The organism is Streptomyces sp. NPDC057010 (assembly GCF_042673805.1).
Lineage (GTDB): Bacteria > Actinomycetota > Actinomycetes > Streptomycetales > Streptomycetaceae > Streptomyces.
Window position 1 is genome coordinate 18877 of the sequence record NZ_JBHUSC010000005.1, and the last position, 23184, is coordinate 42060.

At 71.4% G+C, this 23184-nt stretch carries 25 protein-coding genes; 17 read left to right on the forward strand and 8 right to left on the reverse strand.

The genetic code is table 11. From position 1 onward, the window contains the following. Window positions 1-95 precede the first annotated feature (95 nt). From ACFTXQ_RS07585 to ACFTXQ_RS07610, 6 genes are all read left to right on the forward strand, one after another. Window positions 96-593 (forward strand): C40 family peptidase, encoded by a 498-nt coding sequence (locus ACFTXQ_RS07585; RefSeq protein ID WP_382636818.1) that lies wholly within the window; start codon window positions 96-98, stop codon window positions 591-593. Window positions 594-803: 210 nt separating this feature from the next. Continuing rightward, window positions 804-2024: an aromatic acid exporter family protein gene (locus ACFTXQ_RS07590; RefSeq protein ID WP_382636820.1), complete on the forward strand. Its 1221-nt coding sequence runs from the start codon at window positions 804-806 to the stop codon at window positions 2022-2024. 160 nt (window positions 2025-2184) lie between these two features. Next, on the forward strand, window positions 2185-2340 hold the full coding sequence (locus tag ACFTXQ_RS07595; protein ID WP_382636822.1) for a hypothetical protein: 156 nt from the start codon (window positions 2185-2187) through the stop codon (window positions 2338-2340). Then, window positions 2328-2486: a hypothetical protein gene (locus ACFTXQ_RS07600; protein WP_382636824.1), complete on the forward strand. Its 159-nt coding sequence runs from the start codon at window positions 2328-2330 to the stop codon at window positions 2484-2486. The genes ACFTXQ_RS07595 and ACFTXQ_RS07600 overlap by 13 nt, the downstream gene beginning before the upstream one ends. Window positions 2487-2805: 319 nt before the next feature. Then, complete coding sequence (locus ACFTXQ_RS07605; RefSeq protein WP_382636826.1) at window positions 2806-4002, forward strand: M4 family metallopeptidase; 1197 nt, start codon at window positions 2806-2808, stop codon at window positions 4000-4002. Window positions 4003-4004: 2 nt separating this feature from the next. After that, entirely contained in the window at window positions 4005-4301 is a 297-nt protein-coding gene (locus ACFTXQ_RS07610) for a protealysin inhibitor emfourin (protein ID WP_382636828.1), read from the forward strand. Between the two features lie 9 nt (window positions 4302-4310). On the opposite strand, the gene ACFTXQ_RS07615 is transcribed toward ACFTXQ_RS07610, so the two are convergent. After that, complete coding sequence (locus ACFTXQ_RS07615) at window positions 4311-4790, reverse strand: hypothetical protein (protein ID WP_382637383.1); 480 nt, start codon at window positions 4788-4790, stop codon at window positions 4311-4313. A 345-nt stretch (window positions 4791-5135) separates the two neighbouring features. Beyond that, complete coding sequence (locus tag ACFTXQ_RS07620) at window positions 5136-5684, reverse strand: GNAT family N-acetyltransferase (protein ID WP_382636830.1); 549 nt, start codon at window positions 5682-5684, stop codon at window positions 5136-5138. Window positions 5685-6509: 825 nt separating this feature from the next. Between ACFTXQ_RS07620 and ACFTXQ_RS07625 the strand changes: the two genes are divergently transcribed. Next, entirely contained in the window at window positions 6510-7586 is a 1077-nt protein-coding gene (locus ACFTXQ_RS07625) for a hypothetical protein (RefSeq protein ID WP_382636832.1), read from the forward strand. Between the two features lie 130 nt (window positions 7587-7716). Continuing rightward, on the forward strand, window positions 7717-7980 hold the full coding sequence (locus ACFTXQ_RS07630; RefSeq protein WP_382636834.1) for a hypothetical protein: 264 nt from the start codon (window positions 7717-7719) through the stop codon (window positions 7978-7980). Here the strand turns inward: ACFTXQ_RS07630 and ACFTXQ_RS07635 are convergent. Beyond that, on the reverse strand, window positions 7961-9004 hold the full coding sequence (locus tag ACFTXQ_RS07635) for a PP2C family protein-serine/threonine phosphatase (protein WP_382636836.1): 1044 nt from the start codon (window positions 9002-9004) through the stop codon (window positions 7961-7963). The two genes, ACFTXQ_RS07630 and ACFTXQ_RS07635, sit on opposite strands and share 20 nt — an antisense overlap. A gap of 315 nt (window positions 9005-9319) precedes the next feature. Here ACFTXQ_RS07635 and ACFTXQ_RS07640 point away from each other — a divergent pair, with 315 nt between their 5' ends. The 5 genes from ACFTXQ_RS07640 to ACFTXQ_RS07660 all read left to right on the forward strand — a co-directional run bounded on the left by ACFTXQ_RS07640 (window position 9320) and on the right by ACFTXQ_RS07660 (window position 15703). Beyond that, entirely contained in the window at window positions 9320-10915 is a 1596-nt protein-coding gene (locus ACFTXQ_RS07640) for a protein kinase (RefSeq protein WP_382636838.1), read from the forward strand. Between the two features lie 238 nt (window positions 10916-11153). Further along, a complete protein-coding gene (locus ACFTXQ_RS07645; protein ID WP_382637386.1) occupies window positions 11154-12830 on the forward strand; it encodes an FAD-dependent oxidoreductase in 1677 nt (558 codons plus the stop codon). After that, on the forward strand, window positions 12827-14320 hold the full coding sequence (locus ACFTXQ_RS07650; RefSeq protein ID WP_382636840.1) for an ATP-binding protein: 1494 nt from the start codon (window positions 12827-12829) through the stop codon (window positions 14318-14320). The genes ACFTXQ_RS07645 and ACFTXQ_RS07650 overlap by 4 nt, the downstream gene beginning before the upstream one ends. Further along, window positions 14317-14670, forward strand: a complete 354-nt coding sequence (locus tag ACFTXQ_RS07655; RefSeq protein ID WP_382636842.1) for a UBP-type zinc finger domain-containing protein — start codon at window positions 14317-14319, stop codon at window positions 14668-14670. Before ACFTXQ_RS07650 ends, ACFTXQ_RS07655 begins: the two co-directional genes overlap by 4 nt. A 145-nt stretch (window positions 14671-14815) precedes the next feature. Further along, window positions 14816-15703 (forward strand): DUF4436 family protein, encoded by an 888-nt coding sequence (locus ACFTXQ_RS07660; protein ID WP_382636844.1) that lies wholly within the window; start codon window positions 14816-14818, stop codon window positions 15701-15703. A gap of 33 nt (window positions 15704-15736) precedes the next feature. Here the strand turns inward: ACFTXQ_RS07660 and ACFTXQ_RS07665 are convergent, their stop codons facing one another. Continuing rightward, window positions 15737-16117 (reverse strand): VOC family protein, encoded by a 381-nt coding sequence (locus ACFTXQ_RS07665; RefSeq protein ID WP_382636846.1) that lies wholly within the window; start codon window positions 16115-16117, stop codon window positions 15737-15739. Between the two features lie 68 nt (window positions 16118-16185). Here ACFTXQ_RS07665 and ACFTXQ_RS07670 point away from each other — a divergent pair, with 68 nt between their 5' ends. Continuing rightward, complete coding sequence (locus ACFTXQ_RS07670) at window positions 16186-16356, forward strand: hypothetical protein (RefSeq protein WP_382636848.1); 171 nt, start codon at window positions 16186-16188, stop codon at window positions 16354-16356. Window positions 16357-16363: 7 nt separating this feature from the next. Here ACFTXQ_RS07670 and ACFTXQ_RS07675 read toward each other — a convergent pair whose 3' ends face one another. Then, window positions 16364-17374 (reverse strand): zinc-binding dehydrogenase, encoded by a 1011-nt coding sequence (locus ACFTXQ_RS07675; protein WP_382636849.1) that lies wholly within the window; start codon window positions 17372-17374, stop codon window positions 16364-16366. Between the two features lie 194 nt (window positions 17375-17568). Between ACFTXQ_RS07675 and ACFTXQ_RS07680 the strand changes: the two genes are divergently transcribed. Then, on the forward strand, window positions 17569-18123 hold the full coding sequence (locus ACFTXQ_RS07680; protein ID WP_382637389.1) for a TetR/AcrR family transcriptional regulator: 555 nt from the start codon (window positions 17569-17571) through the stop codon (window positions 18121-18123). On the opposite strand, the gene ACFTXQ_RS07685 is transcribed toward ACFTXQ_RS07680, so the two are convergent. Further along, window positions 18099-19526 carry an FAD-dependent oxidoreductase gene (locus tag ACFTXQ_RS07685; protein ID WP_382636850.1) on the reverse strand — a complete coding sequence of 476 codons (1428 nt, stop codon included), beginning with the start codon at window positions 19524-19526 and terminating at the stop codon, window positions 18099-18101. The two genes, ACFTXQ_RS07680 and ACFTXQ_RS07685, sit on opposite strands and share 25 nt — an antisense overlap. Before the next feature lie 74 nt (window positions 19527-19600). Here ACFTXQ_RS07685 and ACFTXQ_RS07690 point away from each other — a divergent pair, with 74 nt between their 5' ends. After that, window positions 19601-20248: a TetR/AcrR family transcriptional regulator C-terminal domain-containing protein gene (locus ACFTXQ_RS07690; protein WP_382636851.1), complete on the forward strand. Its 648-nt coding sequence runs from the start codon at window positions 19601-19603 to the stop codon at window positions 20246-20248. A 34-nt stretch (window positions 20249-20282) separates the two neighbouring features. Here the strand turns inward: ACFTXQ_RS07690 and ACFTXQ_RS07695 are convergent, their stop codons facing one another. Next, a complete protein-coding gene (locus tag ACFTXQ_RS07695) occupies window positions 20283-21104 on the reverse strand; it encodes a class I SAM-dependent methyltransferase (protein ID WP_382636853.1) in 822 nt (273 codons plus the stop codon). A 133-nt stretch (window positions 21105-21237) separates the two neighbouring features. Between ACFTXQ_RS07695 and ACFTXQ_RS07700 the strand changes: the two genes are divergently transcribed. Continuing rightward, complete coding sequence (locus ACFTXQ_RS07700; protein WP_382636854.1) at window positions 21238-21711, forward strand: hemerythrin domain-containing protein; 474 nt, start codon at window positions 21238-21240, stop codon at window positions 21709-21711. 1 nt (window position 21712) lies between these two features. Here the strand turns inward: ACFTXQ_RS07700 and ACFTXQ_RS07705 are convergent, their stop codons facing one another. Then, window positions 21713-23179: an aminotransferase class I/II-fold pyridoxal phosphate-dependent enzyme gene (locus tag ACFTXQ_RS07705; RefSeq protein WP_382636856.1), complete on the reverse strand. Its 1467-nt coding sequence runs from the start codon at window positions 23177-23179 to the stop codon at window positions 21713-21715. Window positions 23180-23184 lie beyond the last annotated feature (5 nt).

Below are 23184 nucleotides of genomic sequence, written 5' to 3' on the forward strand. Positions count from 1 at the left end.
TCATGCCGTGTCCGACACCCGCAAACGTGAATACCTCCGGCAAAAATAGGCGCTCGTCGGGAGCCGTTACGCAGTCACCGAGAACAGCCACCTTCATGGCGCTGTTCCTGTATCTGAATGCGGAGGTATCACGATTGCCGAAAACCAAAAAGAGCCGCACGAAGCATCGCACTCCCGCCTTGCTCCTCGTGATTTCCGTGACCGCCCTGTTCGCGCACGCCAGCCCCGCTCAGGCCGCCTCCCCTTACGGCATAAAGGCCGTCGCCATCGCGGCCTCCAAAAAGGGCGCCCCTTACGTCTACGGCGCCACGGGACCCAGCGCCTTCGACTGTTCGGGCCTCACCCTCTACGCCTTCCGGAAGGCCGGCCGGGCCCTCCCCCGCACTGCGGACGCCCAGTACGAGAACACGCTCCACATCCCGCGCACCGAGCGCGCACCAGGTGACCTGGTCTTCTTCCCCAAGGGAAGCGCGATAGGGCACGTCGGCATCTATGCCGGACACGACAAGATCTGGCACGCTCCCAAACCCGGCACCCGCGTGCGGCTCGAACGGATCTGGACCGGCACGGTCCGCTACACCCGGGCCAATTGACCGGCCATCAAAAACTCCGGCTCCCGCGAGACCACAGCCCATCCTTACCCCCGGGATCTGCGCCGAAACCAACACGCGGATATTCCTCCGGCGAACCCATACGTCCACTACCCGAACCCGGGCGTACGGAACCGGCGTGCCGCCGCCCCGCCGGCTGCCCTCCGGCCCGACCATTGAATTCTCCGAGGCTCCCGGGGAATGGGTTGGTGTATGCCGAAAGCAATTGCGTCCCTACGACGGCTCGTGACCCGCCACCGGGAACCCGCCGTCGTACAGACCGTCCGCTCCACCGCGGCTGCCGTCGTCTCCTACGTCGTGGCGCTGCGCGTCAGCAGCGAACCCGCCCCCCTGACCGCACCGCTCACGGCATTGCTGGTCGTCCAGGTCACGCTCTATTCGACCCTGACGACCGGCATCCGCCGCGTGAACTCCGTCGTGGCGGGTGTGCTGATCGCGATCGGCTTCAGCGCGCTGGTGGGGCTGACCTGGTGGAGCCTGGGGCTGATCATCCTGGCCTCACTGGTGATCGGCCGGTTCGTGAAGGCGGGAGAGTTCGTCCCGGAGGTCGCGATCAGCGCGATGCTCGTACTGGGCGTGACGCGGGTCGCGGACACCGCCTGGGACCGGGTCCTCGAAACGCTGATCGGGGCCGGGGTGGGCCTGCTGTTCAACTTGCTGTTCGTGCCGCCGATTTGGGTACGGCCGGCCAGTGAGGCCATCACCGACCTCGCGGGGCGGATGCGCACCCTGCTGCTGCACCTGAGTGAGCAGCCTCCCGGCAGCACGCCGGTGGAGCAGGCCGCCGAACGGCTCCTGGAGGCGCGCCGGCTCGACAACGACATCGCGTCGGTCGACGCGGCACTGCGGCAGGCGGAGGACAGCCTGCGCCTGAACCCACGGGTCCGCGAGGGACTCCTGTTCCGGCTGGTGCTCCGTACGGGGTTGGACACGTTGGAGATCTGCGCCGTGGTGCTGCGCGTCTCCTGCCGTACGTTCACCGACCTGGCGACGGTCCGTACGGCGGACTCCCCCTTCCCGCCGCAGGTCGCGGAGGCCCTGAAGGAGATGTACGCGCACACCGCCGTCGCGGTCGACAGTTTCGCGCGGCTGATCACCGCACAGGTCAGCGCCAATGCCGAGGAGGCCGAGGCGCAACTGGCCGCGGAGCTCAGGACGGCCCGCGTCAGCCGCGACCGTCTGGCGCTGCTGCTCCTCGACCAGGTCCGCGCCCATCCGGGCCACTGGCAACTGCACGGCGCCCTCCTCGCGGACGCGGACCGCGTACTGGACGAACTGGGGGTGGAGAAGCGCTCGGAACGCCTCATGGAGGAACTCGACCGCCACTCCCGCATGCGCAGCGAGCGCCACCCGCGCATGCGCCGCCTACTCGCCCGCGCCCGCTCCGCGCATGACACCCCGCAGGTGCGGTGACGGTGCCCCTGCCGGGCGGCTTGACGTGCCGTGCACAACTGGCGGCAGGGGTACGGCGCGCACAGACTGAACAGAGGGGTGGCCTCCGGCGGTAGTCCGACGGGAGGAGACTCAGGTGTTCGGGCGCGTGCGAGCAGTTTCCGGCAACACTCCGATTTTCATGATCAAGGTCAGCCTCTACCGCAGCGATCTGACCGAGATCGAACACGTCTTCACCGATGAAGAGGGCCTGTACAGCGTGGCGATACCCGCAGGCGAGACGGTCACCGTCCGGCAGGCCAGGACTTCGGGGCGGCGTCGAACATGGACGCACTGAACGGGTATGTGATCGCAGCGGCAGTGGGTGAGGGCGAGGAATACGCCGCGACGGCGACGAGGCGCCTTGCGATGCTCAAGCAGCCGAGCCTCGTGCTCCAAGGACTCCAGCAGAGGCTCCTCGAGCACTTCAGCGAGCCGGACTAGGGCGGTCCGGCTCCTGCCGGCGCCCGCCTTGCATTTGCCAGTCGTCACGGGCGGCCGGAGACTGGAGACATCAGCGTGGCCCCGCCTCCGGAACGAGGCCGGTCGGCGTCAACGCTTCTCCCGCCGCTGCCGCAGCCGGCGGACATCTGCCGTTTGTCCGCAAGGCCTTCGCGCGGCGCCTTCGCGCGGGCCGGCCCGGGGCTGCGGCGAACGCCGCGTCCGGCCACGCCGAACGTCGCGAATCTTCCGTGCGTTGATGAATGCTCAACCACTGTTCCTCTTATTCAGGAGGTGTCCTATGTGCAGGACCTCCCGACCAATGAACTGCATCATCCCCCCGTACATCCTCAAGAGGCTCCTGAAGAGCGAGGACAGCGAGGTGCGCCAGGCCGCTCTGGACACCCTGCTGACCACGGCTCGCCTGCGGGGTGAACGAGCGGTCCGGTCGTCCTTCGCCTTCGCGGCCGCCGCTCCCGGCAACGGCCGGCGCACCATCTTCGACTGCGAGGAGGGGGACTTCCTCCAATTCGCCGTCCTGGCCAGGCCGGAAGACGGACCCGAGTCCTCGGACAAGGCCGTCAACCAGGCATTCGACGCACTCGGCCTGACGCGCGACTTCTACAAGGAGGTGTTGCAGCGCGATTCGATCGACGGCCGCGGGATGCGCCTGAACGGGTTCATCCACTTCAGCTCGAAGTTCAACAACGCGTTCTGGGACGGACGCCAGATGGTTTTCGGTGACGGGGACGGACGGAAGTTCGGCAATCTCACCGGATCCCTCGACGTGGTCGCCCACGAGCTGACGCACGGAGTCACCGACCACACCTCGGGATTCGAGTACCACAACCAGTCCGGGGCCCTGAACGAGTCGATGTCCGACGTCTTCGGGTCGCTGGTCAAGCAGTGGTCGCTGAAGCAGACGGCCGAGGAGGCGGACTGGCTCATCGGAGCGGACGTGTTCACCCCGCTGATCGATGCCGACGCCCTCAGATCGATGAAGGCCCCGGGGCACGCCTTCAACAACGACCTGTTCGGAAAGGACCCCCAGCCCGACCGTATGAGCAAATTCATCCACGCACCCGACACCGAGGACGGGGACAACGGCGCGGTGCACTTCAACTCCGGCATTCCGAACAAGGCGTTCTTCCTGACGGCGGTGGGCATCGGGGGATTCGCCTGGGAGGTCGCCGGGCGCATCTGGTTCGAATCGCTCAGAGCGTCCACCAAGGACGCCCTGTTCCAGGACTTCGCCGACACCACCTTCCAGCAGGCCGCGAAGCTGTTCGGCGTCGGCAGCCCCGAGCAGTTGGCCGTGCTGGCGGCCTGGCAGGAAGTGGAGGTCGAGGTCAGGGGCGTTCCGACGGGGTTCGCCCGGGCTCGGAGCTTTGCGGTCAACGGGAACGGCGGCGTGGGCCGTCAGGACGGCCTGGCAGCCTTGACCCGGCAGATCGGGGAACTGAGCGCCAAGATGACGGGGCTGGCCCAGGACGTGGCGGCGCTGAAGGCCAGCAAGTGAAGGTGACTCTGGCGACACACGGCGGGCTGGCGGGGGCGATCAACCTCCGCCTCCCGCCCGACGTACTGGACACGGACACCCTGCCCGACGGCGCGGCCGCCGAGCTGGCCCGGCTGGTGGCGGCGGCCGCCCCGACGCCCACGCTGGACACGCCCGGCCGCGCCAGGGATGCGATGAGCTACACGATCACGGTGGAGGACGGCGGCAGTTCGACGACCCTCAAGCAGTCGGACGCCGCCATGACCCCCGCGTTCGCGGACTTGCTCGCTTGGCTCCGGAAACACTTCGAACAGCCGTGAAGGAGCGCCTCAGTCCTGGCCCGCCGCGGAGAGGGCGTTGGTGATCATGCGTGTGGCGGAGTCGCGGTCGCCCGTGAGCCGGTTGATGTGCTCCGCGAGCAGGAACGCGGTGGCTTCCAGCGGATTCATCTCCTCCTCCGTCCAGTCGCCGTACTGCTGGCGCCACAGGCTGGGGCTCAGGCCGGTTCCGGCCGCGATGACCATGGCGGCCATGGTGGGGATGGCCTCGGGGCGGACGCTCCGGGGCATCGTGCGCATCGTGCCCACGAGGTTGGGCACCACGTACTCGATCACGTCCTTGCCGTGGTCCTCGTACGCCCTCCGCAGCCACGTCATGAACATGTAGATGAGCGTGCACGCGCCGTCGAGCAGGTCCTGGGCTCCGCCGGGTCCCAGGGAGGCGATGAACTGGTCGATGAGCAGCCGCTGCTCGGGGTCGGTCTCGGTCTTGCCGTCGTAGATGGCTTTGAGTCGGGAATCGATCACCATGAGCGCCGCACCCACGTCGCCGGCGGGAGCGTACTGGGGGTCGCAGGATGATGACGGCACCGGTTCCTCCTTGGTGACTGCGGCGTGTGACGCTGCATATCCGTACGGTAGGCCTCCGGGCGTGGCGGCGCGGGGAGTTGGCGAATCCCGATGGCAGCTTGTGCCCGCCGCTACGGCGCGGCGCCGAGGTCTCCTTCGAGGGGGGTCCTCGTCGCCCTGCCCTGCGACGCCGGCGGCCGACAGCGCCCGGGGGACGGCACCGGCGTCCAGGAGAGCGCGCCATTCCTCCGGGCCGAGTTCCAGGAAGGACCCCGAGCGGTGGTCGCGCGGCTATCGAGTACGCGCTCAACCAGACCGCGGAACCGAGGACCACATGCCGAACCACTGCTCGGCGCCGAACTCCTCGAACCGCTCCACCTCGGTGAACCCCAGTTTCACCGCGACAGCTACCGAGCGGTCGTTGGCCACCTGAGTGCAGAGCACCACCGGCTCGCCGGGAAACGCGCCGGCGAACCAGGCGAGCGCCGCCGCGCATGCCTCAAAGGCGTACCCACGTCCCCACGCTTTGGGCAGGAGCATATAGCTGAGCTCGGCCTCCCTGGCATCAGGACGGACGTGCCCCGGACGCTCCGCGTCCCGCCGGTCGAGAGTGACGATGCCGATCATCGCCCCGTCGTGATCGACTACGAACACGCCGGGGCGCCGTCCGGGCACTTCTGGCACTGCACTCTCAAGCTCAGCACGTGGTCGGGGGCCACCGAGGTGCGTCCGTACCTCCGGCGATGCGAACAACTCGATGAATGTTGCACGGTCCCGGGCCACCGACTCGCGGAGCACGAGCCGCTTGGTCCGCAACGGGGCAGGGGGCCACACAACGCGCCCAAGATCAGCCATGCCAGGCAACCTACAGACTCTTCCCCGGGACGGGAGCATCAGGCCCCGACATCACGCCTTCAACCTCAGTAACCACCAGCGGGGCCAGCGGCTCACGCCGTCGGCGAGGCGGAGGTCGTCCAGGGGGAAGAGCTCACAGCCGAGCACGCCGCAGGCATCGCTCAAGTCTTCCCGGTCTGCCGGCACCAGCCGGTACAGGGCCTTGAGCTCTTCGGGAAGCGTGACGCCGAGGCGCGCTTCGGCGGCGGCGATCCGATCCTCTCGCGGAGGGTGCGTTCCAACCGCCTCGGGTCCGCCGAGGGCGCCGGCCTCGCATCGGGCGCCGGATCCGGTAGGCGGCGCCGGGGCTCGGGCAGGGCGCCTTCGACCAGGAGCAGTACCCCCAGGTCCGGTCTGCCCAGGCCGGCTTCCACGGCCGGGCAGCGCTCGATGAGCCGGAGGGTGGTCCTCCCGGTCGGCCAGATCTCCGCGGTGAACGCGATCTCCTCGACTCCCGCCCGCGCGAGCGCCTCCCGCAGCCGATCCACCTCGCGTCTGTGGGCCGGCGACACGCGCCCCCGCAGGGGCAGGCTCCAGCCGTCCGCGCCCATCCGCCCCGTTCCACGGACGGGCCGACCGGTATGCCTCTCCCTGCCAGCGGCCCGCAGGAGCTGCAACACGGGCTCCCACGTGGCGAACTCGCACATCGACGAGGGCAGCGAAATCCTCTGATCAACCATGCCCAGACCGTACGCATCATGTCCGCGGACCGGTCGCTATGCTGCCGAGATGACCGCGCCGTCGCCCCTGCCACTGCCCCTGGAAGCCGCCAGGGAGCTTCAGAAAGTGCTTCGGGCCGACATCGGGCCGGGCCTCAGCGAGCGGGAACTCAACGCAATCGAGGGACGGTTCGGCTTCACCTTCTCGGCGGACCACAGGGTCTTCCTCGCCGCCGGGCTCCCGCACGGTTCGCCAAGGTGGCCCGACTGGCGGAACGGCGACCCCGAGGACCTGGCTTCGTGGCTCTCCCTACCGGTGGACGGGGTGCTCTTCGACGTGGAGCACGGCGGCTTCTGGCATCCCGCCTGGAGCGCGCGGCCCGCAGGGACGTCCGACGCCCTGCAGGTCGCACGGGCCGAGCTGTCGACGGTTCCGCAACTGGTCCCCGTCTACGGCCACCGCTTCCTGCCCGGCACGGCGGGCGAGTGGGGCCACCCGGTGCTGTCCGTCCACCAGACCGACATCATCTTCTACGGGAACGACCTCACCGACTACATCCGACACGAGTTCACCGGCCGGGCGAGCAGTCTCCCGGCCCGCGCGACCGTCGGCTTCTGGTCGTACTTCGTCGAGGGCGGTCCGGGCATCGACGTCACCGCGCCCACCCCGTACACCCCGTACGCCGCCACCGCGCCGCAGGCTCTCGAGTGCCTGCGCATGCTGGCACTGGAGCGCCTGATCGGCCGACGGCACTCCCCGCACCAACTGATCGAGGCGGGTCTGATGGCGCTGGTCCTCGACGTCGAGACGGCATCACTTCCGCTGCTCGCAGGCCTCACGCGCGCCGAGCACGAGAGCGCCGACGGGCTCTTCGACCAGGTGCTGGCCGAACTGGGTCCGACCGGGAGCCTTCCCGCCGATGAAACCGGCATCCCCGGGGTGGCAGCACGCTGGGAACTCGTCCGCTGGTGGCTCCAGCTGATCGTGAACGGGCACCTGGCCCCGGGGGCCGGCGGTGACGTGATCACCCACGAGGGGTGGGGAGCGCTGGCCCGCCCGCGGGCGCTTGAGCCGCTGGTCGACAAGGTCACTGCGTACAACGACTGGGAGCCGATCCGCAGCGGCACACGCGAGCAGTCGGCCGCAGCGATCGTCGCGGAGGCCGAGCGGCTGCTCACCTGCCCCTGGCCACCGCTGGACTGATCTCCACCAGCCTTCGAGGAGCGGGGCCAGGTCTGCGGTCGGTGTTCAGCTGCCGGCCTTCCTGTCACTGGGAGAGCACAGAGGCCGGCGGGGCTCGCGCGGGAAATCGAACATGTGTTTCCATTGGGGGGTGAGACCGCCGGACCGCTTCCCCGATGACCTGCTCGCCCTCCAGAGGGCGTGGCTGCGTACCTACGCCGAGCTCGCGCAGGCCCCCGCCGGGGCCGGTACGACCCTGTTGCGGCGGCGGCTGATCGGGCTTTCCGGGCGGCTCTGCGCCCACCCGTACTGGACCACCCCCACGGGATGGCGGGCCGGCGGTGTCGCGCTGCGGCGCGCCGCCGTGTCGGCAGGGCCGGTGCGCGCGGCGCCGTTCAGGCGAGCCGGTCGATGAGGATCATCGCCACGTCGTCCGTCAAGCGGCCTTCGGCGTGGCGGAGCAGTTCCTTGTGCAGTTCGTCCAGGAACTCCTGCGGGGAGGTGCCGGCGGGTATCTGCTCCATGGTCTCCGGCAGGGGGAGGAATTCGTTGTCACGGTCGCGGGCCTCGATCACGCCGTCGGTGTAGAGGAGCAGCCGGTCACCGGGCAGGAACGGGTAGCTGTCGGGCTTGGCCGGAGGGCCGTCGACGAGGTCTTCGAGGCCGAGCGGCGGCAGCGGCGTGGCGGGCATCAGGGCGTGGACCCTGCCCCGGTGCAGTACCAGCGGGGGCGGATGGCCGCGGTTGACCAGCTGTACCACCGGTTCTTCCGGCACCTGGGCGATGAGCGCCGTGGTGAACCCCTCCATGAGGACTTCGGGAAGCTCCGCCTGGGAGTAGGTACCCGGTACGGCGGCCTCGCGCCGTAGCGCGGCCGCGCAATGGTTCATGACCTCCTGCACGTCGTCCTCGTAGTGGACGGCCTCCCGGAACGCGCCCAAGGCCACCGCGACCGCGCGTATGGCGGACAGCCCCTTCCCCCGGACGTCGCCCACGATCAGGCGGACGCCGTAGCGCGTCTGCACGGCCTCGTACAGGTCGCCCCCTATCTGCGCCCCCGTCTCGGCCGCGAGGCACATGCTGGCCGCCCGCACCGGGCCCAGGAGGTCGGGGACGGGCCGCAGGACGACCTCCTGGGCCGCCACCGCGATCCGGCGGACCTGCTCGAGCTCGCTCTGCCTGCGCGTGCGCACCGCGTTGCTCAGGATGACACTGGCCACGGACACCACGATCAGCCCCAGGAAGTTGCCGATGATCAGCTGGGTCTGGGTGCCCCACGAGTGGTTGTACGTCGCGGTGGTCACGTTCACAGCGGCGGCGAGGGCCGCCGCGGACAGCGTGCCCACAGGGCCCATGGTGAGCGCGGCCAGCGCCGGCGTCGTGGTGAGGAGGGGACCGGTCACCAGATGGTGGGCGGGCGAGAGCTCGATGCCCAGCACGCCGAGCGCGATCGCGAAGGGCGCACACTGCGCGAGCGTGAACAGGAACTCTCCGTGACCACGCCCGCCCCCGCCCCCTCCGCCGGGCCGGCAGGACGCTCCCGGCCGTGCTGGCGAGCGGGAATGTGACCTCCTCATGGGAACAGCCTCCCTCTCGGAAGCCCGTACGGCCTCCGGAAACCCCCGACCAGCGGCGCCCGCCCCCGCGCTGCCGCGCCCCTGGCACGACGGCCCGCGCACGGCCGCGCGGACCGCCCGTCGATCATGCATCTACGCTTGTGCCCCGTCAGAGCGTCGAGGAGGACGGAGCACGTGGTGCCAGCGGGCCGAGAGCGGCAGAACGACGGGGACCTGGCCGGCAAGGTGCTCGGGGGGCGCTACCGCGTGACCTCCGTGGTCGGCCGCGGCGGCATGGGAGTGGTCGCACGGGCCGTCGACGAGCTGCTCGCCCGGGAGGTCGCCGTCAAGGTCCTGCGGGCCTACACCGACGCGAGCGAGGCCGAACTGGCAGACCTGCGCACCCGGATGGAGCGCGAGGCGCAGGCCGCCGCCCGCATCCGGCACAGCGGGGTGGTCACCGTGCACGACGTGACCCAGGAGCAGGGCCTGCCGGTCATCGTCATGGAACTCGTCGACGGGCCCTCCCTCGACGACGTGGTGGCACAGCGCGGCGCGCTCGACCCGTACGAGGCCGCCGCGATCGGCGCCAAGCTGATGGACGCGCTCGACGCCGCGCACCGGGCGGGTGTCCTGCACAGGGACGTGAAGCCGGGCAACGTGCTGCTGGAGCGGGGCGGCCGGGTCGTGCTCACCGACTTCGGCATCGCCACCATCGACACCTCCGGCGACGAGGCCATGGCGAAACTGACCCGCAGCGGTGAGCTGGTCGGCTCGCTCGACTACCTGCCGCCGGAGCGCGCGCAGGGCAGGGAGCCCGGTCCGGCCTCGGACATCTGGTCGCTCGGGATGACCCTGTACTCGGCGGTGGAGGGTGTCTCGCCGTTCCGCCGCACGTCGGTGTGGTCCACGCTGGCCGCGATCGTCGCCGAGCCGTTGCCCGAGCCGCGGCGGGCGGGGCCGCTCGCGCCGGTGCTGCTGGCGCTGATGGCGAAGGAGCCGGCGAGCCGGCCCACCGCCGACCAGGCCCGCGCGATGCTGGAGCAGGTGGCGGCGGGCGGGGCCGGAGCGCGGCCCGCGCAGCCCGGCCCCGCCGCCGCGGTGCCGACCCCGACGGCGCCTTCCGTCATGGGGCCGGCCGGCGGCTTCGGGGGCCCGCCGGTCATGGGCGGTGGCCCTGCGGGCGCCGTATCGTTTCCGCACCCCCACGTCCCGGCTCCGTACACCGCGTTCCCCCCGCAGGGCCAGGCGCCGACCGCCCCGCAGCACCCCGAGGTCGCGGACCGGGCGCGCCGCCGCAGCCGTGTGGCCGTAGCCGTGGCGGCCGTCGCCGTGGTACTGGCCGCCGGGGGCGTCACCTACGCCGTGACCGCGCGGGGCGGCGACGGCCCCGTACGGGCGGTGGAGCCGGCGCCACCCGGGCCCGCCGGCAACTCCCCGGCAGCCGGCGGCCCGCCGGGCACGGACACCCCGGAGGCCTCGCCCACCGCCGCCGCGTCGAAGGCGTCCTCCCCCGCCCCCGTGCCGACGGGCTGCGCCGGCTGGACCCACAAGGATCCGAAGCCGGGCACCTACGGCTACATCTCCGGCGACCACCACCTGCTGGCCGCGCCGTACCAGCAGTGCACCGCCGGCGCCCTGGTCAAGGACGGCACGAAGCTCTGGTACCACTGCTACGTCGTCAACTCGTACGGCAACCAGTGGACGTACGTGCGCGTGGACGGAACGAATGCCGCCGGGTGGCTCTACAACCGCGACCTCACCGGCCAGAAGGGCTCCTCCCCCGCCTGCTAGCGCCGACCACTACGGCAGCAGCCGCGGCCTCTCGCCCGCCGCCACGTCCTCGCCCCAGCCGCACAGCAGGACGGCCACCCCCCCTCCGGCTGAGGCCCCGGGCCGGCGCCGGCTGAGGGTCCGCATTCGCCCAGGTCCTGGCGTTGCAGAGCGAGCACGGACGAACGAACGTACGATGAGCGGGAACCGGCGCGGGCGGCTCGCCGTGCCGGTGTTCCAGGCCGTACGGGGGAAATGCATGGCACAGGTCGCCGAGGCAGCGCGGACCGTCATCCTGACAGTTGACGACGATCCGGGGGTCTCCCGTGCCGTCGCCCGTGACCTGCGGCGCCGCTACGGCGCCGCGTACCGGATCGTGCGCGCCGAATCCGGCGAGTCCGCACTGGAGGCGCTGCGCGAGCTGAAGCTGCGGGGCGACCTGGTGGCCGTGATCCTGGCCGACTACCGCATGCCGCAGATGAACGGCATCGAGTTCCTCGAACAGGCCCTGAACGTGTACCCGGGCGCGCGGCGCGTGCTGCTGACCGCGTACGCCGACACCAACGCGGCGATCGACGCGATCAACGTCGTCGACCTCGACCACTACCTCCTCAAGCCGTGGGACCCGCCGGAGGAGAAGCTCTACCCGGTCGTGGACGACCTCCTCGCCGCCTGGCGCTCCAGCGACTACCGGCCGGTGCCCGCCACCAAGGTCGTCGGGCACCGCTGGTCGGCGCGCTCCTCGCACGTACGGGAGTTCCTGGCCCGCAACCAGGTGCCGTACCGCTGGTACTCCTCCGACGAACCGGAGGGCCGGCGACTGCTGGAGGCGGCCGGGGCCGACGGACAGCGGCTGCCCCTGGTGATCACCCCCGACGGGACCGCGCTGGTGGAACCGGAGCCGCCCGAGCTGGCAGCGCACGTGGGGCTCGCCACGACGCCGGCCGCCGACTTCTACGACCTCGTCGTGATCGGCGGCGGCCCGGCCGGGCTCGGCGCCGCCGTGTACGGGGCCTCCGAGGGGCTGCGGACGGTACTGGTCGAGCGGTCGGCGACCGGCGGGCAGGCCGGGCAGAGTTCCCGCATCGAGAACTACCTCGGCTTCCCCGACGGCGTGTCGGGCGCACAACTCACCGAACGCGCCCGCCGCCAGGCCGGCAGGTTCGGCGCCGAGATCCTCACCGCCCGCGAGGTCACGGGGCTGGAGGTCAACGGCGCGGCGCGCGTCGTCCGCTTCTCCGACGGCTCGTCGGTCACCGCACACAGCGTGATCCTGGCGACCGGCGTGTCGTACCGGCAGCTCCAGGCGCCGGGCTGCGAGGGCCTGACCGGCTGCGGGGTGTACTACGGCTCCTCGCTCACCGAGGCGTCCGCCTGCCAGGGGCAGGACGTGTACATCGTAGGAGGCGCCAACTCCGCGGGGCAGGCGGCGATGTACCTGGCGCGGGGCGCGAAGTCGGTGACGCTGCTGGTACGCGGGGAGTCCCTGACGGCCTCGATGTCGTACTACCTGATCCAGCAGATCGAAGAGGCACCGAACATCACGGTGCGGACCCGGACCGTCGTCGAGGCGGCGCACGGCGACGGACACCTCGAACAGTTGACGCTGCGGGACGTGGAGAGCGGGGCGACCGAACTCGTCGACGCCCAGTGGATGTTCGTCTTCATCGGGGCGGCCCCGCGGACCGACTGGCTGGACGGCACGGTGCTGCGCGACGAGCACGGCTTCATCCTGGCCGGGCCGGACCTCACCCCCGACGGCCGCCCGCCGGCCGAGTGGGAGCTGGACCGGCCGCCCTACCACCTGGAGACCAACATTCCCGGTGTGTTCGTGGCGGGCGACGCGCGCGCCGAGTCCGCGAAGCGCGTCGCGTCCGCCGTCGGAGAAGGAGCCATGGCAGTGATGCTCGTCCACCGGTACCTGGAGCAGTCATGAGCGGGCGGCCCATGCCCTGCAGCCCGCAGGAGATCGCCTCGCTGTTCCTGTTCGAAAAGCTCTCCCCGGAGCAGCTCGGGCGGCTGTGCGCCGAGGGGCGGGTGGAGCGGTTCGAGGCCGGTCCGGTGTACACCGAGGGCGCTCCGGCGACCTGCTTCTACGTGATGATCGAGGGCACCGTCGTACTGTCCCGCCGGGTCGGCGGCGACGACGTGGAGGTGAGCCGGACCTCGCAGCGCGGGGTGTACGCGGGCGCCATGCAGGCCTACCTGGGCGACCGGGTGCCGCAGACGTACAACAACTCGATGCGGGTGACCGAGCCGACGCGGTTCTTCGTACTGCCCGCGCAGTCGTTCGCGGACTTCATGCGGGAATGGTTCCCGATGGCCGCCCACCTGCTGGAAGGGCTCTTCTTCGGCGCGAAGAACACCCAGCGTGCCATCGGGCAGCGCGAACGCCTGCTGGCGCTCGGATCGTTGTCCGCGGGCCTCACCCACGAGCTCAACAACCCGGCCGCGGCGGCCGTCCGGGCCACGGCGGCGCTGCGGGAACGCGTGGGCAAGATGCGGCACAAGCTGGCGGTCATCGCGCACGGCCCCTACTCCCGCGAGGCACTCGCCGACCTGATCGAGATCCAGGAGCGCACCGCCGAACGCGTCGCGAAGGCACCGGTGTTGAGCCCCCTGGAAGCCTCCGACCGCGAGGACGAGCTCGCGGACTGGCTCGACGACCACGGCATCCCGGAGGGCTGGCGGATCGCCCCGACCTTCGTACAGGCCGGGCTGGACACGGACTGGCTGGAGCAGGTCGCGGCCGCCGTGGCCGACGACATCCTCCCCGGGGCGATCGGCTGGCTCAACTACACGGTCGAGACCGAGCTGCTGATGGACGAGATCGCCGACTCCACCACCCGCATCTCCCACCTCGTGGACGCCGCCAAGCAGTACTCGCAGCTCGACCGGGCACCGCACCGGGTCGTCGACGTCCACGAACTCCTCGACAGCACCCTGCTGATGCTGTCCGGGAAGATCGGCTCCCGGGTGCGGGTGGTCAAGGAGTACGACCGCTCCGTGCCGGACGTGCCCGCCTACCCGGCGGAGCTCAACCAGGTGTGGACCAACCTCATCGACAACGCCGTGTTCGCCATCGGGAGCACCGGCCGCGACGGCACGCTGACGGTTCGCACGGCACGGGAAGGGGACCGGCTCCTGGTGGAGTTCCGGGACACCGGGCCGGGCATCCCCGCGGACATCCGCAGCCGCATCTTCGATCCGTTCTTCACCACCAAGCCGGTCGGCGAGGGCACCGGTCTCGGGCTGGACATCTCCTGGCGGATCGTCGTCAACAAGCACCACGGCAGCCTCCAGGTCGAATCCGCACCGGGCGACACCCGCTTCCAGGTGCTGCTGCCGCTGACCACCCCGGAACCCGAGACCGAACCCGGAACCGGAACCGGAACCGGGACCGAGCCCTCCGAGGAGTCGCTGTGACCGACATCGACGGCATCGATCCGACCGCCCCGCCCACCGGCCCCGGCTGCGCCGAGTGCGACGCGGTCGGCGGCTGGTGGTTCCACCTGCGACGCTGCGCCCAGTGCGGCCACGTCGGCTGCTGCGACTCCTCCCCCGCGCAGCACGCCACCGCACACTGGAAGTCCACCGGCCATCCCCTGGTGCAGAGCTTCGAGCCGGGCGAGGACTGGTTCTGGGACTACGGCAGCGGCGAACTGTACGAGTCCGGGCCCGCGCTGACGCCGCCGGTCGACCACCCCGCCGATCAATCGGCGCCGGGACCGGCCGACCGGGTTCCGCAGGACTGGGCGCGGCTGCTGCACCGCTGACCGGAAGCGGAAGCCTGGCCGGCGACTCTGTGCGAGCCGGTCGGCGGCGCCGACACGCCCCGCCCGGATGCGGGGGATCGTCGGCCCGGTCGACGAGGATCGCACTGCCGCCACCGTTCCGCTTCCCACCCCCGCCGGAGTCACCATGGCCCCACCCTGGGAACCCCGTCAGCCGCGCCGCTCCGGGGCGTCGCTCCTGCCGGTCCTGCTTCCCATCGCGGTCCTGATCGTGGTGGCGGTGGGCGTGGGGTCCTGGCTGCAGTTCGGCGAGCGGCAGGCGATCGACAAGGTCCACACGGTCGGATCGACGGCCCCCGACCGGGTGGACGTGGAAGCCACCGTCCAACGCGTCGACGCCGCGGCCAGAGAGCTGCTCCTGCGGGTCCGGGTCACCCCGCGCGGGACCCTGTCGGAGGAGGAGGGCACCGCCCCGGTGGCCGACCTCAGCCTCCAGACCTCCGCCGCGACCCTCGGGGACCTCGCGTTCAAGGCGCACGAGCGGCTCACGACCAGGGACGTACAGGTCGCGATCGCGGGTGGTTCGATCAGCGACTACCCGTTCGACACCTACGAGACCGAGATCGGGTTCTGGGCACTGCTGGGCGACAAGCCGGTGCCGGTGCGGGTGCTGTTCTCCAACAACGACACGCTCTTCTCCATCTCCGCGACACCCACGCCCTCCCGGCAGGAGGCCGTCGTGGAGCTGGGGGTGGCCCGGTCGGGCAGCCTGCTCGTCTTCGCGGTCTTCATGATGGGCGTGATGTGGGCGCTGGCGGCGTCCGTGCTCATCGGGGCCTGGTACCTGACGACCCGCGGTCAGGGCCTGGTCTGGCCCGCCCTCGCCTGGATGGCCGCCACCCTGTTCGCCCTCGCGGCGTTCCGCAACACCGCCCCCGGCACTCCCCCGATCGGCTGCGTGATCGACTGGTTCGCGTTCCTGTGGGCCGAGACCGTCATCGCCCTCTGCCTCATCGCCGTGGTCATCACGGGGGTCCGCTCCGCCCTGCGCCCCGACGACGCCCGACCCGCGTAGGGCCGGCGGCCGACGGGGCGTGGCCGATGAGGATCAGAGCGGGTTGAGGCGGGCCTTGAGCAGGCAGAACTCGTTGCCTTCGGGGTCGGCGAGGACGTGCCACTGCTCCTCCCCCGTCTGGCCGATGTCGGCGGGGCGCGCCCCGAGCTTCAAAAGGCGTTCGAGCTCGGCGTCCTGGTCGCGGTCCGTGGCGTTGACGTCGATGTGCAGCCGCGACTTCCCCGGCTCCGGCTCATCCCGGCGACTGAGGATGATCGTCGGCTGCGGGCCGCCGAAACCTTCACGCGGCCCGATCTCCAGGCTGCCGTCGTCCTCGCGGCCGAGCACGACGAAGTCCAGGACCTCGCACCAGAACTGCGCCAGCACCTCGGGGTCGCGACAACCGAGCACGAGCTCACTGATACGACACGCCATGACGAAACCTGCTCTCAGCCTCGGAACCAGCCGGGGAGACCCCACGCGAACCTGGTGGGCGCCCAGGAGTGAAGACAATCCGGGACCGTACCGGACGGGGCGAGCGCGGACGCGCTGATTTCAGGGCCGGGCCCTCCTCCGGCGCCGCCGCCGGGAGCCCCGCGCTGCCCCTGCCCGTGATGCGCCGCATGATCGACCTGCTGGCGGAGCGGGCCCGGCCGGCCGCACCCGCCCACTGAACCGACGTCAGGGGCGCAGGACGAGGCGGACGGGGTCGCCTTCCTTGATCCGCAGGCGCTCGACGGCCTTGGCCGCGTCGGAGAGCAGGAGGACGTCGGTGATGGAGCGGGAGAAGTCCAGGCGGCCGCCCTGGGCCAGGCCTATCAGCTGCGGTACGGCATCCTCCGCCGATCCGTAGTGGCCGAGGATTCGGTGCTGGAGGTAGCTGAAGAGCGTGCCGTCGGTGACGGTCAGCGGCTGGTCGGTCATGCCGACGAGGACCAGGCGTCCCTTCGGGGCGAGGACGGTCAGGGCCTGTTCCCGTACGGCGGCGACTCCGGCGAAGTCGAACGCGGCCTCCAGAGCGCGGCCGGCGGTGGCGTCCAGGACCCGCTCGCGCAGGCTCGGGTCGGCCGGGTCCAGGGCCAGGTCCGCACCGAAGTCGAGTGCGCGGCGCCGGGCGGCCGGGGAGGGGTCCACGGCGACGATCGGGTGGGCGCCGACGGCGCGCAGCAGCTGGACGGCGTGGGCGCCGAGTCCGCCGATGCCCCACACGCCGACCGCCTGGGCCGGGCGGACGTCCGCGGTCGTGGTGATGGCTCCCCAGGGGGTGGAGACGGCGTCCGGGATGATCGCGGCCTGCTCGAAGGGGATCGAGTCGGGCAGGGCGACGAGGGTCCGGGCGTCGGCGAGCGCGTACCCGGCCCAGCCGCCGTCGTAGTCGACGCCTCGCGTCAGGACCCGGCCGTCGCGGACCTCACCCGCCTGGAGGACGACCCGCCGCCCCGCGCTCCAGCCGGTCACGTCCGGTCCGCATTCGGCGATGGTGCCGGCGACTTCGTGTCCCAGGGTGACGGTGTCGCCCGGCAGGTGGGCGGGGGTGAGGGTGCCGTCGATGAGGTGCACGTCGGAGAGGCAGACGCCTGCGGCCTCCACCTTGACCAGCACCTGTCCGGGGCCGGGGGTGGGGACGGGAACCTCCTCGACGGTCAGGGTGCGCGAGGGGATGTGCAGGCGCGCGGCGCGCATGAGTTCCATTGCGGGGGATCCATTCCGGTCAGTGGCACGGCCGGCCCGGGGGCCGCCCGCGAGCTAACGCAAGTCCTCTTGCTTTCCAACGTACGCCGACCCCGCCCCTATCGCAAGGCCCCTTGCGATAGGGTGGCGGGGTGACGAACCCCGAGGAGAAGGACCCACGGCAGGCGCCGCCGCTGAGACGGCGCGGGGAACGGATGCGGCGGGCCGTCATGGACGCCACGGTGGACCTGCTCACCTCCGAGGGGCTGGCCGCCACCACCGTCGGCGCGGTCGCCCGAGCGGCAGGCGTCCACGAGACCTCCGTGTACCGGCGCTGGAAGACCCGCGAGAACCTGATCTTCGACGCGCTCGCGACGCACACCGAGGAAGCCCTGCCCTCACCCGACACCGGCAGCGTCCGCGAGGACCTGTACGAGCTGTTCACGGCGCTGACCCGGTTCTTCGACACGCCCGTCGGCACCGCGCTGCTCCTGCTGGGCACGGTCCGCGAGGAGGGCGCTCTGGAGGAAGGACGGCGCGCGTACTGGCGGGCCCGCCTCGAGCGCGCCGAAGCGCTCGTCCGGCGGGGCGTCGACCGCGGCGAGCTGGCCGCCGGCACCGATCCGCACCTCGTGGTGGAAGCGATCACGGGCCCGCTCCTCGCCAGGGTCCTGCTGACCGGCGAACCCCTCGACGAAGCGATCGCCCCGCGCCTGGTCGACCTGGTGCTGGACGGCTCCCGAATTCAGGCGCCCGTGCGCGACACGTAGGGGCCCAGGCCCGTCGGCGAGTCTCCGGCCCAGCCGATGTAGCCGTCGGGGCGGACCAGGAAGACGCCGTCCCCGTACGCCTCGTACGACGGGACGCGTACGGCGTGGACCGCGGGCAGCGGCGGGAGCTCGGCCGACGCGGCCGCGCCGACGGCCAGCAGGGTCCAGTGCGGGCCCCTGAACGCGTCGAAGAGCCGTACGCCGCGCAGCCCGTCGGGGGCGCGGTCGCCCGCGCGCAGGGCGCCGTCGGGCAGGTCCGTACGGGTCTCCACCGCGAGCGAGGAGCCGCGGTAGCCGAGGCCGAGCTGCTGCGTGGCCTCGCCGCGCCGGGTCTCGCCCCGGTGGACGCGGGTGGAGAGGCCGAGCATGTCGGCGGCGATGGGCAGGCGCTCCTCCTCGTAGGTGTCGAGGAGGGACTCGGGTGCCCGGCCGTGCAGGACCGCCCCGAGCTTCCAGCCCAGGTTGTAGGCGTCCTGGACGCTGGTGTTGAGCCCCTGGCCTCCGGCGGGCGAGTGGACGTGCGCGGCGTCGCCCGCGAGGAAGACGCGCCCCTGGCGGAAGCGGTCGGCGAGGGCGGCCCTGGGGCGGAAGTCCGAGGCCCAGCTCAGGGCGGTCACGGCCTCGGGAGCCAGGTGGGAGCGGGCCGCGACGACGGCGCGGATCCCGTCGAGGGACAGGTCTGTCTCCGTGCCTTCCGGGAACTGTGCCACGACCTGGAAGTCCTGCGTCCCGGCCAGCGGACAGACGGCGAGGAAGCCGGAGTTCCCGGAGGGCGGGAAGATATGCCAGTTGTCGCGGTCGAGCCCGCTGATGCGGACGTCGGCGACCAGCATCGGGTGCGGGTCCACGGTCTCGCCGGACATGGTGATGCCCAGCGCGCGCCGCACGGTCGAGCGGCCGCCGTCGGCGGCGACGGCGTAGCGCGCGCGGACCGGCGGACCGGCGGCGAAGGCGGCCGTGATCCCGGCCGCGTCCTGCTCCAGGCCCACCAGCTCGCGGCCGAAGGCGATCTCGCCGCCGAGTTCCGCGAGGCGGGCGGCGAGGATCTCCTGGGTACGCCACTGGGGCACCATCCAGGGCTCGCGGTACGGGGAGTCCTCGGTGCCCTCGTCGCTCTCGTCGAACATCCGGTGTTCGCCCTGGCGCCGGCCGTCCTGCCAGATCATGCCGACGGGGTAGGGGCCGCCGGCCGCCCGGATCGCCTCCCCGACTCCGAGGTCGTCGAAGACCTCCTGGGTGCGGGGCTGGATGCCCTTGCCGCGGGAACCGGGGAAGAGCTCGCCGGCCCGCTCCACGACGAGGGCGCGGACCCCGCGCCGGGCGAGGTCCACGGCAAGGGTGAGGCCGGTGGGGCCCGCGCCGACGATCAGTACGTCCCGTTCATCGAATCCGTCCGTGTGCATGCCGCTTCTCCTTAACGCTGTTAAGTTGCCACTCCCCAGAGAGTGGCCTTAACGGTGTTAAGCTGTCAAGCGTGATGGCGCGGAGAACTCCCGGACTCGACAAGAAGCAGGTCGTGGACACCGCGCTGCGGCTGCTCAACGACGTCGGCCTCGAAGGCCTGAGCCTCCGGGCGATCGCGAAGGAGCTGGAGGTCCAGGCACCGGCCCTGTACTGGCACTTCCAGGGCAAGCAGGAACTGCTCGACGAGATGGCCACCGAGATGTACCGGCGGATGGTCGCGGACTCGGACCTCGCGGCGGGCGCCACCTGGCAGGAGCGGCTCACGGCCGGCAACCACGGCCTGCGCGCGGCGCTGCTCGGCTACCGCGACGGCGCGAAGGTCTTCAGCGGCTCCCGCTTCACGGGCACCGAACACGCAGTCCAGATGGAGGCGAACCTCCGGGCGTTCGTGGAGGCCGGCTTCACCCTGCCGCAGGCGGTCCGGGCCATTTCCACCGCGTACCTCTTCACCCTCGGCTTCGTCACCGAGGAACAGGGGGTCGAACCGCTCGCGGGCGACCGCAGGGAGGGCTACGACGTCGACGAACGCGCCGCGCGCATGGCCGACTTCCCCCTCGCGGCATCCGCCGGCGCCGAGCTCTTCGAGAACTACGACGCCGGCTTCGAGGAGGGCCTGGCCCTGGTGGTCGCCGGCATCGAGGCCCGCTACCGGGCCGGCTGATCCGCCCCGGAAGCTGCGGCGCCGGCACTGCGGGTCACCGCGCGCGGGCGAGGAAGAGGTCGCTGAACAGGGTCATGCGGATGCCGCCGCCGTGGGCGTTCAGGACCCGGGCGGTCTCGGTGAGGAGCTGCTCGCGCCGGTCGGGGGCAAGGACGCGGTAGCGCGAGAGCGAAGCCAGGTGTCCCAGGTAGTGGTCGGTGTCGTAGTACTGGTCCTGCGGGTACCGGGCGCCGCGCAGGTCCGTGAAGCGGCCGTCGCGGCGGCACTCTTCCTCGGGCCAGCCCGGCGGCAACCCGCCCCAGTGCCCGGGCACCTCGCCGAAGGAGGACGCCAGTTCACCGTGCGGCGCACCGGCCATCCCGTGCCGGAGGTCGACCTCGGCCAACGCGGCGTGCACGTCCGCGTCGAGGACTCCCTGCGGGTTCCAGAACAACGCCACCGCGCCGCCCGGCACAAGGGCCCGGTGAACCAGGTCCCAGCGCCGCTCCGGATCCGTCCAGTGCCAGGACGTGGCAGCCAGGACCAGCCCGACGTCGCGGCCATCGGGCCGCCAGTCCTCGAAGGCCCCGACATGCACCCGCACCCCCGGGTGGTCCGCGGTGTTGCGGCGCAGTACCTCCGCCATGCGCGGGTCGGGCTCGATGCACACCAGCGGCGTGCCCTGCGCCGCGAACAGCGCCGTGGCCTTGCCGGTCCCCGCGCCGACCTCCACCGCCGTACGGTCGCCCAAGGCCGCGTACGCCAGCACATCCGCGACCAGGGCGTCCGCATATCCCGGGCGAGCGGCATCGTAGAGCTCCGCCACCTCACCGAACACCTGACTGCGCGCCATGTCGACCTCGCCCTGCCCGCTCATCCGTACCTCCTTCGGGTCGAGTCGACCGTACGGGGCAATCCCGCACCGCGGACGCCGAATGTTCCCGGCCAGCGGGTACACGGTTGCGGGGACGGCAGCGGCCGTCCGGCGGGCTGCGACGTGGAGGAGAGCCGTGGACGGGATCGTGCTGCTCAAGGAAGACCACAAGACGGTGGAGAAGCTGTTCAAGCAGTTCGAGAAGGCCGGTGACGGCGCGCACGCCGAGAAGCGGAAGATCGCCGACCAGGTGATCGAGGAACTCACCACCCACACCTGGATCGAGGAGAAGATCTTCTACCCGGCCGCCCGCGAGGCCGACCCCGACACCAAGGACCACGTGCTCGAAAGCATCGAGGAGCACCACGTCGTGCTGTGGATGCTCTCCGAACTCAAGGGGCTCGACCCGAAGGACGAGCGGTTCGACGCCAAGATGAGCGTCCTCATGGAGAACGTCCGCCACCACGTCGAGGAAGAGGAGAAGGAGTGGTTCCCCGACGTCCGCAAGGCCATGGGACGCAACCGTCTCAACGAGCTCGGCGAACAGATGGAAGCGGCCAAGAAGAAGGCCCCGGGGGATCCCCTCGCGGTTCCCAGCGCCGAGAAGTAGGTCATTCCCCCCGCAGTACGCGCACGCTGGTGACCTTCGTGTCGACCGCGTCCGGTACGACCATGCCCGCATCGACCCCGGAGCGCAGGTACCGCAGGACGTCCCCGGTGAGGCGCTCCCCGGGCAGTGCCGCCGGGATGCCCGGCGGGTAGGGGGTCAGCATCTCGGCGGCGATCCGCCCGTCGGCCTTCTCCCAGGGCACCTGCTCCGTCGCGCCGAAGAAGGCGTCGCGGGGCAGCGCCGCCTGCTCCAGCCGCATCCGGGACGGCGGCGGTACCCGTACGGGCCGGCCGGTCCGAAGCTCCGTGGCGTGCGCGGCCAGGTCGGTCAGGGCCGTCAGCAGGAGGTCGGCGGTGGCGTCGTCGTCGGCGTGGGTGAGCTGGGCGCTGATGCGGCGGTGGTCGGCGAGGTGGAGGTTGATCTGGTGGTGGCGGCGCAGCCAGTCGGCGGCGCGGTATCCGGTGACCTCCCAGGCGCTGATGTCGACGACGATCTGCAGGGGGTCCATGTCCGCCGCCATGCCCGGCCCGCAGAAGTCCTCCCGGCCGTGCACCCGCATGCCGTCGATGAGGGAGATGCGGCCGCGCGTCCGTGCGGCGAGGGCGAGGGCATCGTCGTAGAGGACCCGGCCCTGTTCGACCATCTGCCGGCGCCAGCCGTCCAGCGCGGCGTAGACGAGCACGGAGGGGCTGGTGGTGCCGAGCAGGTCTTCGCGGCTCTTGAGCACCTCGGGTGCGACCAGGTCGCCCTGGAGGTGGAAGACCGAGCTCTGTTCCAGGCCGGAGCCCATCTTGTGGACGGAGGTGACGCACACGTCGGCGCCGGCGTCCATCGCCCAGGTGGGAAGGTCGGGGTGGAACGGCAGGTGGGCGCCCCAGGCCTCGTCGACGATCAGGGGCCGGTCCCGCCGGTGGCAGACCTCGGCGATGGCGGCGAGGTCCGAGCACGTGCCGTAGGGGGTCGGCGTGGTCACCAGTGCGCCGCGGGCATCGGGGTGCTCGGCGAAGGCCGCCTCGAAGGCCTCGGCGCTCGGCGGGTGGGCGAGGTGGCGTTCGGCGTCCCACTGGGGGTCCACCCAGACGGGCCGTATGCCGGAGAGGATCAGGCCCGAGACGACGGACTTGTGGGCGTCCCGGCCGACGAGCAGCTTCTCGTGGGGTCCGGCGACGGACAGCATGGCCGACTTCACCGACAGGGAGCTGCCGCAGGTGGAGAAGAAGGCGTGGTCGGCGCCGACGGCCTCGGCCATCAGCGCCTGCGCCGCCTCCACGACGGCGTGGGAGGACGTACGGTCGTCCAGGCCGCTGGTGGCCAGTACGTCGGAGCGGAACACCGCGTCGCCGAGGACGGCCCGCACCCGGGGGTCGGCGCCGCGGCCCTGCTTGTGTCCGGGGGGTGTGAACGGCGTCTGCCCGCTCGCGTGATAGGCGGCCAACGCGTCCAGTACCGGTGCCTTCGACTGGTTCATGGACT

Bases quoted from the DNA above. Each gene is read 5' to 3' on its own strand.
- ACFTXQ_RS07585 (WP_382636818.1), top strand. From the start codon at position 96: ATGGCGCTGTTCCTGTATCTGAATGCGGAGGTATCACGATTGCCGAAA.
- ACFTXQ_RS07590 (WP_382636820.1), top strand. From the start codon at position 804: ATGCCGAAAGCAATTGCGTCCCTACGACGGCTCGTGACCCGCCACCGG.
- ACFTXQ_RS07595 (WP_382636822.1), top strand. From the start codon at position 2,185: ATGATCAAGGTCAGCCTCTACCGCAGCGATCTGACCGAGATCGAACAC.
- ACFTXQ_RS07600 (WP_382636824.1), top strand. From the start codon at position 2,328: ATGGACGCACTGAACGGGTATGTGATCGCAGCGGCAGTGGGTGAGGGC.
- ACFTXQ_RS07605 (WP_382636826.1), top strand. From the start codon at position 2,806: ATGAACTGCATCATCCCCCCGTACATCCTCAAGAGGCTCCTGAAGAGC.
- ACFTXQ_RS07615 (WP_382637383.1), bottom strand. From the start codon at position 4,790: ATGGTGATCGATTCCCGACTCAAAGCCATCTACGACGGCAAGACCGAG.
- ACFTXQ_RS07620 (WP_382636830.1), bottom strand. From the start codon at position 5,684: ATGGCTGATCTTGGGCGCGTTGTGTGGCCCCCTGCCCCGTTGCGGACC.
- ACFTXQ_RS07645 (WP_382637386.1), top strand. From the start codon at position 11,154: ATGGCACAGGTCGCCGAGGCAGCGCGGACCGTCATCCTGACAGTTGAC.
- ACFTXQ_RS07650 (WP_382636840.1), top strand. From the start codon at position 12,827: ATGAGCGGGCGGCCCATGCCCTGCAGCCCGCAGGAGATCGCCTCGCTG.
- ACFTXQ_RS07660 (WP_382636844.1), top strand. From the start codon at position 14,816: ATGGCCCCACCCTGGGAACCCCGTCAGCCGCGCCGCTCCGGGGCGTCG.
- ACFTXQ_RS07665 (WP_382636846.1), bottom strand. From the start codon at position 16,117: ATGGCGTGTCGTATCAGTGAGCTCGTGCTCGGTTGTCGCGACCCCGAG.
- ACFTXQ_RS07675 (WP_382636849.1), bottom strand. From the start codon at position 17,374: ATGGAACTCATGCGCGCCGCGCGCCTGCACATCCCCTCGCGCACCCTG.
- ACFTXQ_RS07680 (WP_382637389.1), top strand. From the start codon at position 17,569: ATGCGGCGGGCCGTCATGGACGCCACGGTGGACCTGCTCACCTCCGAG.
- ACFTXQ_RS07685 (WP_382636850.1), bottom strand. From the start codon at position 19,526: ATGCACACGGACGGATTCGATGAACGGGACGTACTGATCGTCGGCGCG.
- ACFTXQ_RS07690 (WP_382636851.1), top strand. From the start codon at position 19,601: ATGGCGCGGAGAACTCCCGGACTCGACAAGAAGCAGGTCGTGGACACC.
- ACFTXQ_RS07695 (WP_382636853.1), bottom strand. From the start codon at position 21,104: ATGAGCGGGCAGGGCGAGGTCGACATGGCGCGCAGTCAGGTGTTCGGT.
- ACFTXQ_RS07705 (WP_382636856.1), bottom strand. From the start codon at position 23,179: ATGAACCAGTCGAAGGCACCGGTACTGGACGCGTTGGCCGCCTATCAC.